Source organism: Nocardia sp. CA-129566 (genome assembly GCF_050956075.1).
In the GTDB taxonomy this organism is placed as follows: domain Bacteria; phylum Actinomycetota; class Actinomycetes; order Mycobacteriales; family Mycobacteriaceae; genus Nocardia.
In genome coordinates, this window is record NZ_CP192085.1 from 3,972,362 (window position 1) to 3,990,783 (window position 18,422).

18 protein-coding genes are annotated in these 18,422 nt (G+C 66.4%); 13 read left to right on the forward strand and 5 right to left on the reverse strand.

What is annotated here, in order from left to right:
- Positions 1-9: 9 nt before the first annotated feature.
- The 7 genes from ACQP0C_RS17320 to ACQP0C_RS17350 all read left to right on the forward strand — a co-directional run bounded on the left by ACQP0C_RS17320 (position 10) and on the right by ACQP0C_RS17350 (position 8,576).
- Positions 10-2,754 carry a PEP/pyruvate-binding domain-containing protein gene (locus ACQP0C_RS17320; RefSeq protein WP_433733907.1) on the forward strand — a complete coding sequence of 915 codons (2,745 nt, stop codon included), beginning with the start codon at positions 10-12 and terminating at the stop codon, positions 2,752-2,754.
- Positions 2,751-4,082, forward strand: coding sequence for an aminotransferase class I/II-fold pyridoxal phosphate-dependent enzyme (locus ACQP0C_RS17325; protein ID WP_433733908.1), 1,332 nt, complete (start codon positions 2,751-2,753; stop codon positions 4,080-4,082). The genes ACQP0C_RS17320 and ACQP0C_RS17325 overlap by 4 nt, the downstream gene beginning before the upstream one ends.
- Before the next feature lies 1 nt (position 4,083).
- Positions 4,084-5,487: a nucleotidyltransferase domain-containing protein gene (locus ACQP0C_RS17330; RefSeq protein WP_433733909.1), complete on the forward strand. Its 1,404-nt coding sequence runs from the start codon at positions 4,084-4,086 to the stop codon at positions 5,485-5,487.
- Positions 5,488-5,528: 41 nt separating this feature from the next.
- On the forward strand, positions 5,529-6,233 hold the full coding sequence (locus ACQP0C_RS17335) for an HAD family hydrolase (RefSeq protein ID WP_433733910.1): 705 nt from the start codon (positions 5,529-5,531) through the stop codon (positions 6,231-6,233).
- The gene (locus tag ACQP0C_RS17340) at positions 6,233-7,165 is read left to right on the forward strand and encodes a diacylglycerol/lipid kinase family protein (protein WP_433733911.1); all 933 of its coding nucleotides are present in this window, start codon (positions 6,233-6,235) and stop codon (positions 7,163-7,165) included. Before ACQP0C_RS17335 ends, ACQP0C_RS17340 begins: the two co-directional genes overlap by 1 nt.
- Positions 7,162-7,938, forward strand: coding sequence for an SDR family NAD(P)-dependent oxidoreductase (locus ACQP0C_RS17345; protein ID WP_433733912.1), 777 nt, complete (start codon positions 7,162-7,164; stop codon positions 7,936-7,938). Before ACQP0C_RS17340 ends, ACQP0C_RS17345 begins: the two co-directional genes overlap by 4 nt.
- 164 nt (positions 7,939-8,102) lie before the next feature.
- Positions 8,103-8,576, forward strand: coding sequence for an HAD-IIIC family phosphatase (locus tag ACQP0C_RS17350; protein ID WP_433733913.1), 474 nt, complete (start codon positions 8,103-8,105; stop codon positions 8,574-8,576).
- Between the two features lie 107 nt (positions 8,577-8,683).
- Here ACQP0C_RS17350 and ACQP0C_RS17355 read toward each other — a convergent pair whose 3' ends face one another.
- Positions 8,684-9,442 (reverse strand): alpha/beta fold hydrolase, encoded by a 759-nt coding sequence (locus ACQP0C_RS17355; RefSeq protein WP_433733914.1) that lies wholly within the window; start codon positions 9,440-9,442, stop codon positions 8,684-8,686.
- A 73-nt stretch (positions 9,443-9,515) separates the two neighbouring features.
- Between ACQP0C_RS17355 and ACQP0C_RS17360 the strand changes: the two genes are divergently transcribed.
- Entirely contained in the window at positions 9,516-9,929 is a 414-nt protein-coding gene (locus ACQP0C_RS17360) for a MarR family winged helix-turn-helix transcriptional regulator (protein WP_433733915.1), read from the forward strand.
- A gap of 60 nt (positions 9,930-9,989) precedes the next feature.
- A complete protein-coding gene (ilvD, locus tag ACQP0C_RS17365; protein ID WP_433733916.1) occupies positions 9,990-11,696 on the forward strand; it encodes a dihydroxy-acid dehydratase in 1,707 nt (568 codons plus the stop codon).
- A 116-nt stretch (positions 11,697-11,812) separates the two neighbouring features.
- Here ilvD and ACQP0C_RS17370 read toward each other — a convergent pair whose 3' ends face one another.
- Entirely contained in the window at positions 11,813-12,697 is an 885-nt protein-coding gene (locus ACQP0C_RS17370; protein ID WP_433733917.1) for a sigma-70 family RNA polymerase sigma factor, read from the reverse strand.
- A gap of 101 nt (positions 12,698-12,798) precedes the next feature.
- Between ACQP0C_RS17370 and ACQP0C_RS17375 the strand changes: the two genes are divergently transcribed.
- Positions 12,799-13,146, forward strand: coding sequence for a DoxX family protein (locus ACQP0C_RS17375; RefSeq protein WP_433733918.1), 348 nt, complete (start codon positions 12,799-12,801; stop codon positions 13,144-13,146).
- Between the two features lie 375 nt (positions 13,147-13,521).
- Here ACQP0C_RS17375 and ACQP0C_RS17380 read toward each other — a convergent pair whose 3' ends face one another.
- Both ACQP0C_RS17380 and ACQP0C_RS17385 read right to left on the reverse strand, forming a co-directional pair.
- Complete coding sequence (locus tag ACQP0C_RS17380) at positions 13,522-14,184, reverse strand: permease prefix domain 1-containing protein (RefSeq protein ID WP_433733919.1); 663 nt, start codon at positions 14,182-14,184, stop codon at positions 13,522-13,524.
- On the reverse strand, positions 14,169-14,522 hold the full coding sequence (locus tag ACQP0C_RS17385) for a PadR family transcriptional regulator (RefSeq protein ID WP_433733920.1): 354 nt from the start codon (positions 14,520-14,522) through the stop codon (positions 14,169-14,171). Before ACQP0C_RS17385 ends, ACQP0C_RS17380 begins: the two co-directional genes overlap by 16 nt.
- A 66-nt stretch (positions 14,523-14,588) precedes the next feature.
- On the opposite strand from ACQP0C_RS17385, the gene ACQP0C_RS17390 reads away from it, so the two are divergent.
- The 3 genes from ACQP0C_RS17390 to ACQP0C_RS17400 are packed head-to-tail and all read left to right on the forward strand — an operon-like array spanning position 14,589 to position 16,749.
- Complete coding sequence (locus ACQP0C_RS17390; protein ID WP_433733921.1) at positions 14,589-15,257, forward strand: LppX_LprAFG lipoprotein; 669 nt, start codon at positions 14,589-14,591, stop codon at positions 15,255-15,257.
- Positions 15,254-16,012 (forward strand): ABC transporter ATP-binding protein, encoded by a 759-nt coding sequence (locus ACQP0C_RS17395; protein ID WP_433733922.1) that lies wholly within the window; start codon positions 15,254-15,256, stop codon positions 16,010-16,012. The genes ACQP0C_RS17390 and ACQP0C_RS17395 overlap by 4 nt, the downstream gene beginning before the upstream one ends.
- Entirely contained in the window at positions 16,012-16,749 is a 738-nt protein-coding gene (locus ACQP0C_RS17400) for an ABC transporter permease (RefSeq protein WP_433733923.1), read from the forward strand. The genes ACQP0C_RS17395 and ACQP0C_RS17400 overlap by 1 nt, the downstream gene beginning before the upstream one ends.
- A gap of 6 nt (positions 16,750-16,755) precedes the next feature.
- On the opposite strand, the gene ACQP0C_RS17405 is transcribed toward ACQP0C_RS17400, so the two are convergent.
- Entirely contained in the window at positions 16,756-18,351 is a 1,596-nt protein-coding gene (locus ACQP0C_RS17405; protein WP_433733924.1) for a GMC family oxidoreductase, read from the reverse strand.
- Between the last annotated feature and the right edge of the window lie 71 nt (positions 18,352-18,422).

An 18,422-nucleotide genomic window follows, 5' to 3' on the forward strand; every position in this document is an offset into this window, starting at 1 on the left:
GGTGGCCGGGTGACGGCTGAGGCAGGAGCAGCCCTCGGCGCGACAGTCAGCGACATCGCATTGACCGCCGATGCCACGCTGGCGACCCAGGTCGGCGCCAAGGCGGCGAACCTCGCCAGGCTGGTGGCGGCCGGATACCGGGTGCCGCCGTTCGTGGTGCTCAGCTCCGCGGCCTGCGCGCGCATACTCGAACCGATCCGCGGATCCATTGCCGCGGAACTGGATTCGCTCGAGCACACCGATCCGGCCGCGCTGCGTGCGGTGTCGGCGCACATTCGCGCGCTCATTCTCGCCACGGCGATACCGGCGGACATTCGAACCGAACTCGACGCGGATGTCAGTGAAATCGTCGATCGCACACCACAATCCGATATCCGACTGGCCGTACGCTCCTCGGTGAGCGGCGAGGATTCGGCGACCGATTCCTTCGCGGGTCAACTCGATACGCTGCTGAATATCGCTCCCGCACAGGTATCCGAGGCGGTGCTGGAAGTTCTCGCTTCCGCCTATTCGGAACGGTCGCTGTTCTACCGGGCGCACCGCGGTCTGGACAATGCCGAGATCGACTGTGCCGTCCTGGTTCAGGTGCTGGTCGACAGCGCGGTCTCCGGTGTCGCCTTCAGCTGCAATCCGCAGACCGGCGATCCGGCCGAGGCCGTGGTCTCGGCCGCGCTCGGACTCGGGGAGGGGGTGGTCGCCGGCACCGTCGAGTGTGACACCTATTTCGTCGATACCGCCGCGCGCACCATCGTGTCCCGTTCGGTCGCCGAGAAGCAGAGCAGAGTGGTGGTGGCCGCCGATGGTTCCGGCACGGTCATCGAAGAGATGGCCGCAGTCACCGATCAGGCGCTCACCGATGCCCAGGTGGTCGAACTCGTCGACACCGCGACGGCATTGGCCGAAACCTTCGGCACCCCACAGGATGTCGAATGGGCCTATGACGCTGGCGGCGTGCTGTACCTGCTCCAGGCCCGTCCGATCACCGCGACGGGCGCGCGCGAAACCATCTTCGACAATGTCAATGTGGCCGAGTCCTATCCCGGCCTGTCCACCCCGCTCACCTTCTCCATCCTGCGCAATGCCTACGAACAGGTATTCCGAGCCTGCCACAAGGACTTCGGCGCGAGCGACGCGATCGTCGACCGCAATGCCGCGAGCCTGTACCCCTATCTGGTCGGCACCGCACACGGTCGCATCTACTACAACATCAGCAATTGGTACCGGCTGTTCCTGCAGATTCCCGGCATGGAGTTCGCCATCGAGGGCTGGGAGGCGGCCCTCAATATCGAAAACCGCTACCAGCGTCCCGCCGCACCGAAACGCGGTCTGGCACGGGCGAAGATGTATCTGCTGCGGCTGCGCATCGCCGCCATTATCACCGTGGGCTGGTTGCGCTTGCCGCGCCGACTGCGCGCATTCTTCACCGAACTGCAGTCCTTCACCGCCGACCTGGACCGCCGCCTCGCCCCGGATACACCGGAGCGGGAGCGGGATCCGGAGGCGCTGCTGGAGTGGATGGAGCGCTGCCTGCACGAACTCGTGCCCGCGTACGCGGTGCAGATCTTCAACGACTTCCTGGCCCAGCAGATGTTCCACGTCGTCGGACTGCTGCTGGAACGTGAAGGTCTCACCGAGACGGCCGCCATCACGCTGCGCAACGAATTGTTCTGCGGCGAAGAGGGGGTCGACAGCGTCGACCCGGTGCGCTCCGCACTCGCACTGACCGCCACCGTCCGGTCCGATACCGCGGTGCGCGAGCTGTTCGAGGGCCCGCTGGAGCCGCAGGAAGTGTGGAAAGCCCTGGCGCAACCCGGATTCGCCGAATTCCGCGCCGCCTGCCTGCGCCATATCGCGTTGTTCGGCGACCGCACCGTCGATGAGCTGAAGCTGGAGACCGACCCGCTGGGCGAACATCCGCAGCGGCTGGTGCCGATGCTGCGCAACTATCTGCGTGGCGGTCAGAACATCGACGAGATGGCGGCGCGGGAGAAGCTGATCCGGCGCGAGGCCGAGGCCACCGCGGCGGCACTGTTCCGTGGAAAGTTCGCGCAGCGGATGGCATTCCGGTTCGCACTCGGTCGCGCGCGTGAGCACGTCAAGCAGCGCGAGAATATGCGTCTGGGCCGCAGCCGCTCGTTCGGCCTGGTGAAGCGGGTGTTCCGGGAGTACGGCAGGCAAATGCACGCGGCGGGACTGCTCGATGATCCGCGCGATATCTTCTGGCTCACCTATGAGGAGATCGCGGCACTGACCCGCGGCACCGCCGTCGATACCGATGCCGCGCGCACGGTGGCCACCCGCAAACACGACCACGAGCGGTGGCGCGTCGAGGAGTTGCCGACGCGGATCGTCACCGCGGGTATCGCGGCCGTCGGCATCAACGATCCGGCCTTCGAACATCCGGTCCCGACCGGCGATTCCGGCAATGTGCTGCACGGAATCGGCTGCGCGCCGGGCCGCGTCGAAGCTCCGGCATTGGTGCTGACCACACCGGAGCCGGATGTGGTCGTCGACGGGCAGATCCTGGTGGCCGCCAGCACCGATCCCGGTTGGGTCTTCCTGATGGTGGCCGCAGGGGGACTGGTCAGCGAGAAGGGCAGTCCGCTCTCACACACCGCCATTATCGGCCGCGAACTCGGCATCCCCACCGTCGTCGGAGTTCCGGGCGTCACTCGCCTGGTCGCCAGCGGGGATGTGCTGATTCTCGACGGCAAGGCCGGAACCGCAACTATCGTTCAGGAACACAGCTCATGACTTCCACCGCGGCCGTCCCCCACCGGACCGGTGCCGGGCACGGCGAGAACTTCAGCCTCGAACACTATCTCGATCCCGCCGCACACACCTTCGAACAGCGCTTCGAGGAGTTCCGGCCCTATGTCGCCAATGCGCGCGGCACCGGGTTCGTGCTGCGCGAGATCACCGGACCGGCCGGTCCTGTCGTGCAGGTGCGCGATCCCGACGGCGGTGCGGTCCGTGACCTGATCATGCTGGGCTCGAACAACTACCTGGGGCTCGGCAACGAACCCGAGATCGTCGAGGCGGCCGTCCGTGCCGTCCGGGAATTCGGTGTCGGCCACGGCGGGCCGCCGCTGTTGAACGGCACCACCTCGGTGCATCGGCGGCTGGAGGAGCGTCTCGCCGAGACCAAGGGCTGCGAATCCGCGCTGGTCTTCTCCTCCGGCTATGCCGCCAATGTGGGCTGGGTGACCGGTCTGCTGCGCAACGGTGACATCCTGCTCTATGACGAGCAGAGCCACGCCAGCCTCTACGACGGCATTCAACTCGGTCGGGTCCGCTCGATGGCCTTCGACCACAATGACCTTCGGCATCTGCGCCACCGGCTGATGCAGATCCGCTGGCGCAATCCGGGTGCCAATATCGTGGTCGCCGTCGAGGGCGTGTACTCGATGGACGGCGACATCGCGCCGCTGCCGCAGATCCGGGCGCTGTGCGATTCGTTCGGGGCCTGGCTGGCCATCGACGACGCGCACGGCACCGGTGTCCTCGGTGCGAAAGGTCATGGCACCGCCGAGCATTTCGGCATGGGGCCCGGATCGGTCGAGCTCTATATGGGCACATTCTCGAAGGTGTTCGCCACTACCGGCGGCTTTGTCGCAGGATCGAAGGATCTGGTCGATACACTGCGCTTCTTCGCGCGGTCCTACATGTTCTCGGCCTCGCTCGCGCCCGCGGTGGTCGCCTCGGTGCTCGCCGCCATCGATTTCATCGACGCCCATCCCGAGCGCATCCGCCAATTGCACGACAATGTCGACTATTTCGTCCGGGAACTGCGCCGAATGGGCTTCGCGGTCGATCCGCAGACCGCGATCATTCCGATTCTGGTGCCGCAACACCTGGCCGTCGCCGAGGTGGTGGCGGCGCTGCACGCCGAGGGCGTTTTCGTCAATGGTGTCGAATTCCCGGCCGTGCCACGCGAACAGCAGCGGCTGCGCGTCAGCATGATGGCCACCCTCAGCCGAGAGCAGCTGGATTTCGCGCTGGAGAAGATCTCGATTGTCGCGCGCCGCTTCGCCTTCCACCGCGAACAAATCGGCACCACCGAATCCGAAGGAATCCGCTGATATGACCGGAACCGAGATCGCCGCTGGCGCAACGGCTTCCGAACGTCTACTGGTGCACGCCGCACTGGCGGACCCGAGCCCGGACGAGCAGTCGCAATTGGCCGAGCTGGCCCATGAGATCACCAATTGGGCAGAGGTTTTCGAGCTGGCGAAAGTCAATGCGACTGTCCCGCTGGTGCAGCGCCGCCTGGAATCCGAGGACCTCTACGAGCTGGTACCCGAATTGGTTCGCAGGCATTTCGCGAGCGTGACCGATCACATTGCCGCCGTCAATGATCGGCGTTTGGCCGGTGCCCTCGAGCTGTTGCGCCGCTTCGACGAACGCGGTGTGCGCTGTGTGGTGCTCAAGGGCATGCTGTTCTCGACCGAGATCTATCACGATCCGCGCTATAAGCGCATGAACGACCTCGATATCCTCGTCGAACTCGACCAGGTCGACACCGTCATCGAGATCTATCGGGAGCTGGGCCTTTTCGCCACCTCGGAACTGCTCGGCAAGGCGCCCAAGGTGCGCGCCGAGCGCTCCCACCACCTGCCGTCGTTCGTCTCCCGTGACGGCGCACTGGTCGTCGGCACGCACTGGGGCCTGATCACCCCGCTGGCGCCGTACACCATCGATTACGCCGCCATCTGGAAGCGGGTGCGGCGCATCGACTTCTACGGTGTGCCCGCCTGGGCCATGTCGCACGAGGACAATCTGCACCACCTCGGCATCCACCTGCCCTACTACAAAACCGGTGTGCGCGAACTCGCCGACATCTGGAATCTGGCCCGCTACGCGACCGATGTCGATTACGACCTACTCGCCGGTGAAATCGCCAAAGCGGGCAGCGAAAACCTGATGTACCACGCCCTTTCGCTGGCCGATCGGATCGTCCCTATTCCCGAATTCGCGGCCCTGATCGGCTGGATAGCTCCTAAGACAAACCGCTTCACCCGCTATGACACCGCGCGCAAGACCGCCGATATCCACGCCCTGCTGCGCAGTCGCTCCACCCACACCTCGCGCATCGAGAAGGCCTATACCGAATTCAATATGACCGCGGTCGCCACCGAGAAGCGCGCCAGCTTCGCGCGGCTGTGGTCGGATCTGCTGCTGGTACCCGGCGCGGAGGCGCGCAAGATGAGTTCGCTGCGCGACCCGTCGGCGCTATCCGACCTCGGCGCGCGAATCTCGGCTCCGTACCGCCTGACCCGGGTATTCCAGCGCGACCTCGGCCGCTGGCTGTTCCCGGCGGCACTGGCCAAGACGGTCTTCGATCTCGGTGCCGCCTATGGTTCGGAACTGGCGAGCCGGGCGGGCCTCGGGACGAGCGTGGCCGAACGTCCCGGCATCGATGAATACGCGGCGCAGCTCGGTTTGACCCGAGACGATCTGCAAGCGGTTCTGGACAGCCAAGAATGAGGGGGCGCACCGCATCGCGACGGGGTGCGCCCGGATACCGGATGGTGCTGTGGGACCTGGACGGCACCTTGGTGCGGCTGCACCGGCACAGGTTCAAGACGCTCATGCCGCTGGCGGCCGCGCAGGTGTTCCGCGAGTTGACCCCGCGGCATCGGTTTCTGCGCGTCCTCTACGGCGTGCTGAAGCAAGTGCGCGCCAACGACACCGAGCACACCAATACCGAACTCATGGTGCGGCTGCTCGCCGACCGGCTCGGCATTACACCCGATGCCGTCGCGACGCAGCTGAAGATCCTGGCCGAGACGGGTTTTCCACGCCTGCGGCAGTGCTTTCCGCCCGAGCCGTGGGCGCTGGATACGGTGACCCGGCTCCGGGAGGCGGGCATCGCGCAGGTGGTCGCGACCAACCCGCTGTGGCCGGACAGCACCGTCGTCACCCGGCTGGGTTGGGGCGGCTACGACCCGTCCGCCTTCAGCTTTCGCACCAGCGGCGAGAACATGCGCCGTTCGAAGCCACGCATCGAGTTCTACCGCGAGCTGCTGGATCGGCTCGGCGTGGAACCGGGGGAGTGCGTGATGATCGGCAATGACGCCGCCAATGATGCGCCAGCGGCGCGAATAGGGATACCCGTGTTTCTTGTGAATGTACCGGAATCGGCTGTCCCACAGGACTGTTCGATTTCCGGTCTAGTAAGTACCGGGGGTTGGCCCCGGCTGCGCGAGTGGCTGGGTATCGAGGAGAATTAATGCTCGTCATCCTGAATCCACAGTCCAATGCCGGGACGGCCCTACAGCGGTGGCGTCCGGTCGAACACGCCTTGCGCGAACGGGATACCGACCTCACCGTCGAAATGCCCAGTGACGCAGAACAGGCCGCGAAGGTGGTGCGCGCGAGTTTCGAGTCGGAAGCACCCGATGTCATTGTGGCGGCGGGCGGCGACGGCATGGTCAACCTGGTCCTGAACGCGATCATGGATCCCGAGACCGATCGACCGCGGCGCGGAGCGGAGCGGTCCGCGCTGGGCGCGGTCGGTCTCGGCAGCTCCAATGACTTCCACAAACCGGGGCGAACCCGGATCGCCGATATCCCGGTCCGGCTCGGTCCGGCCGAACTCGTCGATGTGGGCAAGGCGACCATGCTGCTGCCCGACGGCACCCGTACGGTCCGCTACTTCCTGCTCAATGCGAGTATGGGACTCGTTGCGGCAGGCAATCATTCGTTCAACCACGCCCGCGGCCTGATCGGCTGGCTGAAGTCACGCAATGTGGAGGCGGCCATTATCGCCACCGCGCTGAGCAATATCGCCACCCACAAGCCGCTGGCCGTCCAGGTGCGCGGCTCGGACTGGGTGCACACCGCGCCGATCACCAATGTCGGCGTACTCAAGAGCGTGCACTTCGCCGGAGGCATGTACTACGACACCCCGGTCACTCGCGCCGACGGCCGCTTCGATATCAATATCTGGGAAGCCGCTGGCCGCGCTCGGATTCTGGGTCTGATCGCCGGTCTCTACCGCGGCAAATTCGTGGGCTCCGCACTGGCCACCTGCCACCGCGACACATCGGTGGAACTGCGCCCCGCCGCGCCGGCCCCGCTCGAACTGGACGGCGAGATCACCATCGTCGAATCGGCCCGTCTCGAGGTATTGCCGCAGGTGCTGAAGGTGTGTGCGCTATGACCGTCGTCCTGGTGACCGGTGCCGCCAACGGTATGGGTGCGGCGACCATGGAATACCTGGCACGAGTCGGCTATACGGTCGAAGGCAGTGACAAGGTCGCGCGGGCGGGCGTGTGCGAGGTCGATGTCCGCGATACCGAGGCGGTGCGCGGTTGGGTGAAGTCCGTGCACGCACGGCACGGGCGGATCGACGCCGTGGTCACCTTCGCCGCCTACGGCATTGTCGGCTCGGTGGAGGAGACCGATCCGGACGAGGCCGCCGCGCTGATCGATACCAATGTGATCGGCACGCACCGCGTACTGCGCGAGGTGCTGCCCATCATGCGGGCACAGGGCAGCGGCCGGGTGATCGTGGTGAGTTCCGGTGCGGGTGCGATCGCCGAACCCTACGGCGGCTGGTACTCGGCCACCAAGGCGGCCATCGAACGTCTGGGGGAGGCGGCGCGCATGGAGACCGCCGCGTTCGGCATCCATGTTTCGGTACTGGCACCGGGGTGGACGCTCACCCCGATCATCGATTCCGCTGTGCGCGTTGCCGATCCGATCGAGGCGTACACACCCGATCGGATCTCGGTGCTGGCGCGGGTCACCGGCTATCTCGAGGCCGGACAGCCCGCAGAGGCGGTAGCCAGGAAGGTGCGGACGATCCTGGAAGCGGATGAACCGCGCCAGACCTACCTGTGCGGCAGCGATGTTCGGCTGTCATTTTGGACCCGGCGATTCACGCCCGCGCGGGTCTACGAACGCCTCGTCCGCCGCTACTACGGCTTTTGACAAGAGCATTTGCAGGCGGTGCCGGTAGTATCACGTCGGCCGGACGGGCTCCCAAGAAAGCGGGGGCTTGCCCGGCACCTGCCGTTCGCTGGATGGTGTGCTGGTACCCCATCTGCCGATGACACGGCAGGGCGGCAGCGATGACCAACCGATAGGGGCAGGCGATGGCACCGGCTCTGAGATGTCTTGTCTGGGAACTGGACAACACCCTCTGGGATGGTGTCGTGTGCGACGCGACCAGCGGCGCACCACGGCTCGCCGCCCTACGCACCCTGCACAGACTCAGCGAACGCGGCATCTGGCATGCCGTCGCCAGCCGCAGCGATCGCGACCTGACCCTGAACAAGCTGTACCGGCACGGGCTCTATGACATGTTCTCGGTCATCGAGATCGGCTGGGGCCGCAAGTCGTCATCCGTGGTCCGCATCGCGCAGACGCTCGGATTGGCACTGGACACCATCGGTTTCATCGATGCCGAACCGGTGGAACGCGCGGAGGTCGCCCGGAAGCTCCCGCGCGTGCGCTGCTACGCCGCCCGCAATGCCGACGTGCTGCCCGCCCTACCCGACTTCCGGCCGGTGCTGCGCACGGGGCCATCGGCCACACCACCGATGGGTTTCGCGAGCATCACGGGGTAGGCGCTCACCGCGGCCATCCAACTCGTCGCCCTGCTCGTCTTCGTCACCCGCCACCTTCGCCTGCGAGCGCCGAACGATATCGACCGCAAGGAAATCCGTGAGTAGGGCTAACGCAATGCGGGCAGGAATGCGTCGATGTGGGCGAAGGTGGCCTCTGGTTGCTCCAGGTGAGGCATGTGGCCTGCCGCTGGGATGATTTCGAAGCGGGCATTGCCGAAGGCGGTGGCATAGGCCGCGCCGTAGGCCGGGGTGACGATGCGGTCGCTTTCGCCCCAGAGGAGCAGGGTCGGTGTGGTCACCGCGGCCAGTTGCGGCAGCAATTGCGGGTTGTGCATGTACGGGTCGGCCGCGTAATGCCGGAGCGCGACCATATTCGCCTGGCGCACGGCCGATTGCGCGGCAGGGATATCAGCGGGGTCCTGGTAGAAGCGTGCGGGGTCGTGGTAGGAGTGCTCGGCCACGCCCCGGGCGTCGAGGGCGAAGAAGTCGATGATCGGTGTGTCGTCGAACCACACGCCGGTCGCGTCGATCAGCACCAGCCCGGCGATGCGGTGCTCGTCATCGCGGACCGCCATTTCGGCGGCGATCCAGCCGCCGATGGAGGAGCCGATGACGAGAACGTCATCCAGTTCGCGGTCGTGGAGCAGGTCCAGATAGGCGCGCGCGAGGTCACCGATGCCGCCCGATCGCATCGGCGTGCCATGCCAACCCGGATGGGTCGGCATAAGGACATGAAACGTGCGCGACAGGTGCTCGGCGATACCGGCCACCGAGGCCGGGCCAGCGCCGCCGTGTAGAACGAGAATTGTTGGTCCGCTGCCTGATTCGGCGATCGTGAGCGGTTGCGGTTGGGCGTCTGCGGTCATCGGGAAGCGCCTCGATTCATTGACTAAACATGTTGATATAAACAAGCTTAGTCATACTGCTAGGGTGATGTCCATGCCCGATGATCTGCAAGTCCTGGGACGCGCCGTCAAACAGGCGCAGTACCGCCACCATCGCGCGCTGGACGGTCGGCTCGCGGCCATCGGCAGCACCCTGGCCCAGTGGGATGCCCTGCGCGCCATCGACCGCAATCCCGGTGCCACCGCACGCGCCTTGGCCGAGGAGACATTCCAGAGCGAGCAGGCCTTCGGCACTCTGGCGAACCGGCTGGTCGCGCGTGGTCTGATCGACCGCACGCCCGGCCGCGGCCGGGCCATCGAACATCGGCTGACCGCTTCCGGCGAGCAGGTGCTGCGTGCCGGAAACCAGGTCGCGAACGAGGTACTGGCCGACTCCTTCTCCGCATTGTCGACCGACGAACGTGCGACTCTGCTGAATCTGCTCCAGCGAATCGGCACGCTCCGATAATCGACGCGATGATCGGCGTGGTCGGCGGCGCTCGGCGATCCGGGCAGGAATGATGTGGCCATGGCCAATGATCCGAACGCTCCCGATATCAAACCGCGCAGCCGCGACGTCACCGATGGGCTGGAGAAGACGGCCGCGCGTGGCATGCTGCGGGCCGTCGGCATGGACGATGCGGACTGGGGCAAATCCCAGATCGGGGTGGCGTCGTCCTGGAACGAGATCACGCCCTGCAACCTGTCGCTGGATCGGCTCGCCAAGGCCTGCAAGGATGGCGTGTTCGCGGGCGGCGGGTATCCCATGGAATTCGGCACCATTTCGGTCTCCGATGGCATTTCGATGGGCCATGAGGGCATGCATTTCTCGCTGGTCTCGCGGGAGGTGATCGCCGACAGCGTCGAGACGGTGATGCAGGCCGAGCGGCTCGACGGTTCCGTACTGCTGGCCGGATGCGATAAATCCTTGCCCGGCATGCTGATGGCGGCGGCGCGGCTGAATCTGGCGAGCGTATTCCTGTATGCGGGCTCCATCCTGCCCGGTATCGCGAAACTCTCCGATGGCAGTGAGCGCGAGGTGACGATCATCGACGCGTTCGAGGCCGTCGGCGCGTGCTCGCGCGGGTTGATGAGCCGCGAGGACGTGGACGCCATCGAACGGGCCATCTGTCCTGGCGAGGGCGCGTGCGGCGGGATGTACACCGCCAACACCATGGCCAGCGCGGCCGAGGCCCTGGGCATGTCGCTGCCGGGCAGTGCGGCGCCGCCCGCGACCGATCGGCGCCGCGACGGCTACGCCCGGCGCAGTGGTGCGGCGGTGGTGGAATTGCTGCGTCGCGGGATCACCACCGCCGACATTCTCACCAAGGAGGCCTTCGAGAACGCCATCGCCGTCGTCATGGCATTCGGCGGCTCCACCAATGCGGTACTGCACCTGCTCGCGATCGCGCACGAGGCGAATGTGGATCTGACACTGGACGATTTCGCCCGCGTCGGTCGCCGGGTGCCCCACCTTGCCGATGTGAAACCCTTTGGGCGACATGTGATGACGGATGTCGATCGAATCGGCGGCGTGCCGGTGATGATGAAGGCGCTGCTCGATGCGGGCCTGCTGCACGGCGACTGCCTGACCGTGACCGGTCGGACGGTGGCCGAGAACCTCGCCGATATCGCCCCACCGGACCCCGACGGCAAAGTTGTGCGGGCCATGACCTCCCCGATCCACCCGACCGGTGGTATCACCATCCTCGCCGGATCCCTCGCACCCGGCGGTGCGGTGGTCAAATCCGCGGGCTTCGACTCCGACGTATTCACCGGCACCGCACGGGTTTTCGACGGTGAGCGCGCGGCGATGGACGCATTGGAGGATGGCACCATCACCGCGGGCGATGTAGTGGTCATTCGCTACGAGGGCCCCAAAGGCGGTCCCGGAATGCGCGAAATGCTCGCGATCACCGCGGCCATCAAGGGCGCGGGACTCGGCAAGGACGTGCTGCTGCTCACCGATGGTCGATTCTCCGGCGGCACCACGGGACTGTGCGTCGGACACGTCGCCCCAGAGGCGGTCGACGGCGGTCCGATCGCCTTCGTCCGCAACGGCGACCAGATCCGCCTCGACGTCGCCGCGGGCACCCTCGACCTGCTGATCGACCCCGCGGAACTCGCCCGTCGCGGCGAGGGCTGGAAACCGTTGCCGCCCCGCTACACCCGCGGCGTGCTCGCCAAGTATTCGAAGCTGGTCGGCTCGGCCTCCTTCGGTGCCGTCTGCGACTGACGGCTGGTCGGGCGGGGTCGGGCTCGGTGCGGGCGAAGGATCGGCAGACATTCCTTCGCCGACATCGCTCCTGATCCCCTCGATCGTCGCACCCGCGCTGCATTACGCCTGACGGCTCAGAGGGATTCGGGCAGCACCGCCAAGTCGAGGTCGCGCAGCCGGGCCGGATCGGCGATCACCTCGTAGCCCGCGATCCGGTGGTGCACGACCGTAACGGCAAGGGCGAGAAGCAGTTTGCCGCGCGGGGCGACAATGATGCCGACCGCCCCGTTGACGAGCGCGAGCGTGGCGACCTGCGAGCGGCGGCGCAGGATGACGGTCTCGCGGGCCACCTCCTGCGCGCCCCGGACGACCAGCGCCATACCCGAGGGCAGTGCGGCGGGATCGGCCGTGCGCACCACGTCGGGGGCCAGCACCGCGAGCAGCGCGTCGAGATCACCGCTGCGGGCGGCGGCGAGGAAGGCGTCGACGACGTGCCGCTGCTCGGCGAGCTGCGCGGTGGATGCGGTGGCATCGCTGTGCGCCCGCACGCGGGCCCGGCTGGCGAGCTTCTTGGTGGCGGCCGATGTGCGGCCCACTATGGGCGCGATCTGGTCGAACGGCACGGCGAACATATCGTGCAGCACGAAGGCGACCCGCTCGTCGGGCCCGAGCGTATCCAAGACCACCAGCAGCGCCCGTCCGACCGAATCGATCAGTACTGCTTCGCTTTCCGGATCGTGATCATAGGCGGAGTCGCCGAGATCGGCGATCCGATCGATCGGATCCTCGCGCCGGGCGGCCCGCGAGCGCAGCATATCGAGGCAGATCCGGGAGACCACCGTGGTCAGCCAGCCCGCGAAATTCTCGACCTCGCTGGTATCGGAGCGGGACAGCCGCAGCCACGCCTCCTGCACCGCGTCATCGGCTTCGCTGGCCGACCCCAACATCCGGTACGCGACCCCGCGCAGGTGATCGCGGTGCGCCTCGAATCGTCGCGCCAACAAATCCTGTGCGTGCATCGGTCACCTTTCGCGCTCGGCATCCGTCACGTGGATAAGGCGATCGGGTGCCGCACCACGATCGCAGACTCACACAACCGAGACACCCGGAGGGTATTGCCATGTCAGTCGCGTATGTCGTCGTCACCATCCTCGCCGCAGTCGGCGCCCTGTTCGCCGCCGGTTTCGATATCGTCGAGGCGGATAAGGTGCGCGAGACCATGCGGGGCTATGGCCTCCCGCAGTGGACCCTCAACCCCTTGGCGGCGCTGAAAGCCCTCGGCGCCTTCGGCCTGCTGATCGGCCTGGCCATCCCACCGCTGGCCCTGGCCGCCGCCGTCTGCCTCGTGCTGTTCTTCCTCGGCGCGGAAATCACCATCCTGCGCGCCAAGTGGTACACCCACCTCGGCTACCCCCTCCCATACCTGGTCCTGTCCGCAGCATCTCTGGTCCTGTTCGCCTTCGCCTGATTCCGCCGCATCGCCCGCACAGCGTGCTCGGCATTGCGACATTCGGTGCGAAACAGCGCCTTCTGCGTATGCGCAGAGGTTGCAATAGTGCACTGCATGCCGATTCGAGCGCGCTATTGGCGCGCACGAGCCGAGGGCATCGAATCGCCTTGGTGTGCACTCCCATTCCCGTCCGATCACGATGGATCTCGCGGATCGAGCTCAGAAATGGGCGCTGATGCCAACTCGCTCAGCGATAAGCGGCCAACCGGGGCCGAATGCCGATGGCGACCAACGCGACGATCAAGAGCGCACCGCCGTCGGACAGCAGATTCGGCCATCCGGCGATGGCGTCTGAACCGTCAATAATTCCGGCCGCCACAGACGGTAGCGGCGTTAGGAAGTCATGGCTCGAGCGGGACCGAGGCGCGGGATGCTGGCCGCGGCGATGGCGATGCGGGTGAGGCTGGCGATTGTGGCGAGCGCCACCGGCAAGACGACCACACCCTGTGGCGCGAGGGTGATCACCGTCGCCAAGGTCGTGATCAGAATCGCGTCGATGGTCAAGGCGACAACCGCGGTAACCACCAGCGCTTTTGCGGCCAATCGGGTCTCCATGCGCAGCCAACGGCTCGCGCGACCCGTCGCGGCTGTGGCGACCGCGGTGAACGGTGCGCCGATCATGACGGCGACCGCCATCACGATCAAGCCCGTTACCGTGAGTGGCCACGGCACGGCGGCGAAGGATCCGAGTAATGCCGCTGTGCCCCAAAGGATTCCGATCAACGGTCCGATCATCAGGAACCCGCGACCATAGCGATTGATCCGCTTCGAGGAGTTGACCAGCGCGAAATCGGCGGCGAGCAGCGCGGGCGTGCCGAATTCGTGTATCGCTGCCGCGCGGGCCTGTGGTAGGGAAAGGCCCCGCGCGAGAAAATGTTCCACCGATTCGTGCAGTCCATCACCGATCTCGGTCAGGATCAGGCGCCGATCGCGACGTGCACCGACCAGGCGTCGGTCGAGATCGCTGAGGTAGTCATCGATTACGTTGCCGGACACGGTGTTTCCCCCATTCCTCCGTTTCCGTCCATCAATGCGCCCACGGCGCTGACGAATTCGCGCCAGGAGGCCCGCTCGATGCCGAGCTGCCGATGTCCCGCGGCGCTGAGCACGTAGGTGCGCCGCCGCCGTCCGCCCTCGGTCGACCATGCGCCGTTGATCAGTCCGGCCTGTTCGAGGCGGTGCAGTGCCGGGTAGATCGTGCCCTTGGGCAGATCGAAGTGGCCGTCGGTCTGGTCCCGGAGCGCATCGATGACGCCGTAGCCGTGCCGTGGGCCATCGGCGAGCACGGCCAGGATCATGCCGTCCAGATGCCCTTTCAGCAATTCGGCACTCATGGGTAGTAATCCTACCCTTAGCCGCCTAGCCTATGGGTAGCGACACTACCCATAGGAGGTGTTTCGGTGCGCTATCGAAGAGCAGCCCTCGTGGTCGCGGGCACCGCGCTGATCGCGGGATGCGGCGACGGCGGATTGCCCGATGCCGAGTTGATGCTGCGTGATGCCGCAATCTCCACGGGCGCGGTGCATTCCGCGCATCTGGTATTGCGGGCCGACGGTGCGGTGCCGGGGCTTGCGCTGCGCCGACTCGAGGCGGACCTGTCGACCGAGCACGGCGGTACCGCGACGGGCACCGCGATTCCGGTGATCGGATCGACGACCCGGTTCGTCGCATCCGAGGGCAAGGTGGTCGGTATCGCCCCGGACGGGACCAAGACCTCACTGCCGCCGAATTTCGGCGTAGGCGATCCGACCGGACTGATCGGACGCAACGGTGCCATGGCGCGCCTGATCGGTTCACTGCGCGAGGCCGAAACCGTTGCGCGAGCGGACTTCACCGGCGTCGACGCGTTCGAGGTGCGGGCCGTGGTACCGGCGCAGACGCTGCGCGCCCTATTGCCCGCCGTCGGAACCGACGCCACTTTGACCGTGTGGTTGCGCGTGCGCGGCGCGCACCTACCACTGCAGACCACCATCACCTTCCCCAACAGCCCGGGCGCACAACTGGACCTAACGGTCTCTGATGTGAGCACGACTTCGCCGATCAAGAGCCGACAGGGCGGCAGAGCATGACCGAACTCGAAACAGCACGCAGCGCAATCGAAGTACAAAAACTAACGATCAGGCGCGGGAAGTCGAAGGTACTGCACGAACTCGATTTCACCGTCGCCGCGGGCAGTGTCACCGGATTGCTCGGCCCCAGCGGCTCCGGCAAGACGACGCTGCTGCGCGCCATCGTCGGCGTACAAAAGATCACCGGCGGTCGAGTCACCGTGCTCGGATTGCCCGCAGGCGCGGTCGCGCTGCGCGCGCAGATCGGCTATGTCACCCAACAACCTTCGGTCTACGGCGATCTCACGATTCGCCAGAACGCCCACTACTTCGCCCGCATCCAGGGCAGCGGCATCGCCGCCGCGGATGAGACAGTGCGTGATGTCGGACTCGCCGACCTCGCCGATCGCCTTGTCGACTCGCTGTCCGGCGGCCAGCGTGCCAGGGTCTCGCTGGCGTGCGCACTGCTGGCCCGTCCCGCTGTCCTGGTGCTGGACGAACCGACCGTCGGACTCGACCCGGTGCTGCGCCGGGACCTGTGGCAGCAATTCCACGCCCTCGCCGCGGCGGGCACCACCCTGCTGGTATCGAGCCATGTCATGGATGAGGCCGACCGCTGCGACCGTCTGCTGCTGTTGCGCGAGGGTCGACTGCTCGCCGACGAGACGCCCGCCGATCTGCGCGCGGCCACCGATGCGGAGAATCTCGAAGAGGCATTCCTCAGACTGATCCTGGCGCGGGACATCACCTCCGAGACACGAAAGGTGCTGGCCTGATGTCGATTTCACGCACACTCTGGACCGCGGCCCGAGTACTGACCCAGATCCGCCACGACCGCCGCACCCTGCTGCTGGTCCTGTTCGTGCCCAGTCTCCTGCTGGCTCTGCTGCGGTTCATCTTCGTGGATCGCCTCGATATCTTCGACCAGATCGGCCTGATGCTGCTCGGCATCTTCCCGTTCACGTCGATGTTCCTGGTCACGAGCGTGGCCATGCTGCGGGAGCGGGTGAGCGGCACGCTCGAACGCCTGCTCAGCACACCCTTGCAGAAGCTGGATCTGCTGTTCGGCTATGCCGTCGCCTTCGCGGCGCTCGCCGCGGTACAGGCGTGTATCGCCGCGGCCGTCGCCTACGGGCTGCTCGGGCTGCGCACCCAGGGCAATATCGCGACGGTACTGCTGATCGGGGTGTCAACGGCCATCCTCGGCTGCTGCACCGGCCTGCTGACCAGTGCCTTCGCCCGCACCGAATTCCAGGCGCTGCAATTCCTGCCCGCCGTCGTATTTCCGCAGGTCCTGTTGTGTGGGCTGATCTGGCCACGCGCAGAGATGTCCACCGCGCTGCAACTGGCCAGTGATGTCATGCCGCTGCGCTACGCGGCCGACGCCATGAGTGAGGTCGGCACCTTCCCACTGCCCACCACCACGCTGTGGCTGGATCTGCTGGCCATCGCGGGGTTCGCGGTCGCGACTCTGCTCGGCGGCGCGGCTACCCTGCGCCGCCGATCCGAGTGACGCTGGTCAGCCGAGGATGAAATCGGCTGCCTGCTCACCGATGAACACGCTCGGCGCGTGCGTGTGTCCGCGAATCAGCAGTGGCATGACCGACGCGTCGGCGACGCGAAGTCCTTGCACTCCACGCACTTCCAGTCGCGGCGTGACGACACTGCCCGCGTCGGAACCCATCCGGCAGGTGCCGACCGGGTGATACAGGGTGTGCGAGAAGCCGTTCAGCGTCAGTTCCATCGCGGCTTCCATTTCCGCGGGCGCCTGCGGCGGATAGATCAGCGGCCCCAGTACCGCCTTCATGGCCGGAGCGGCGGCGAGTTCGGCGCAGACCCGCAGACCCGACATGATCGCGGCCCGGTCCGCGCCGCCACTGTCGGAAAGATAGCGCGGGTCGATGATCGGTTTGGCGGTCGGATCGCTGGACGACAGCGAGATGCGACCCCGGCTGTGCGGGCGCAGCAGCACCGTCGCCAGCACCACGCCGTGTTCGGTCGGATCCACCAAGCCCTCGTAGAAGAACGGCGCTGGAGCGAAAATCAGCTCCAGATCCGGCAATTCGAGATCGGAGCGGCTGCGGATGAATCCGTACGCCTCACCGACATTGGAGGTGAGCATGCCGCGGTGCCGGATGAAATAGTCGAGTAGCTCGAGCGGCTTTTCCGCGGTGAACAGCGAATCGGATTCGACACCGTAGCCGAGCGCCGCGACCAGGTGGTCCTGCAGATTGGCGCCCACCTCGGGCGCATGGTGCACCAGCGGGATGTGGTGGCGCGCAAGTTCGTCCTCATCGCCGATACCCGAGAGCATGAGCAGCTGCGGGCTGTTGATCGCACCGCCGCAGAGCACCACCTCGCGCCGGGCCGACACGGTATGGGTGCTGCCGCCCTGGCGGTATTCCACCCCCGTCGCGCGCCGCGCCCCGGTGGGCGAGGTCTCGAAGAGGACCCGGGACGCCAGCGCCTCGGCATGCACAATGAGATTCGGGCGGCGCATGGCGGGCTTCAGGTACCCGTCGGCGGTGCTCCAGCGCCTGCCGCCGTGCTGGGTCACCATGGTCTCGCTGAACCCCTCCGGCTGCGGCCGGTTCGGTGACTCCACGTCGAACCCGGACTCCTTGACCGCGGCCAGGTAGGCCGCGGTCAACGCGCGCGGACTGCGCTGGCGCGAAACATGCAGCGGCCCGGCGGCGCCCTCATCCGGGTATTGGGCGTCCTCGACGCTTTCGATCTTGCGGAACTGCTCGACCGCCGCCGCGAACCCCCACTCGTCCCCGGCCAGCAGCGCCCACTCGTCATAGTCGGCGCGGAATCCGCGCACCCACATCATCGCGTTCATCGACGACGAGCCGCCGAACATTTTGCCGCGCGGCCAGTAGATCTGGCGATTCTTCAGCTCGGGCTGCGGTTCGGTGAGGTAGTCCCAGTCCACCTCCGAGCGGAACAGTTTCGCGAACGCCGCGGGAATATGGGCGAACCTGTTCTTGTCCGGCGGTCCCGCCTCCAGCACCACCACCGTGACATTCGGGTCGGCGCTGAGCCGATTTGCCAGGACCGCCCCCGCGGACCCGGAGCCGACGATCACATAATCCGCGGTAGCCGCTGCTTGCACTGTCCCACTCCGATCTGCGCTGCGTATGGCAAACATACGAGCAAGACGCGGTCCGGCGTTCGGTTTCGGCG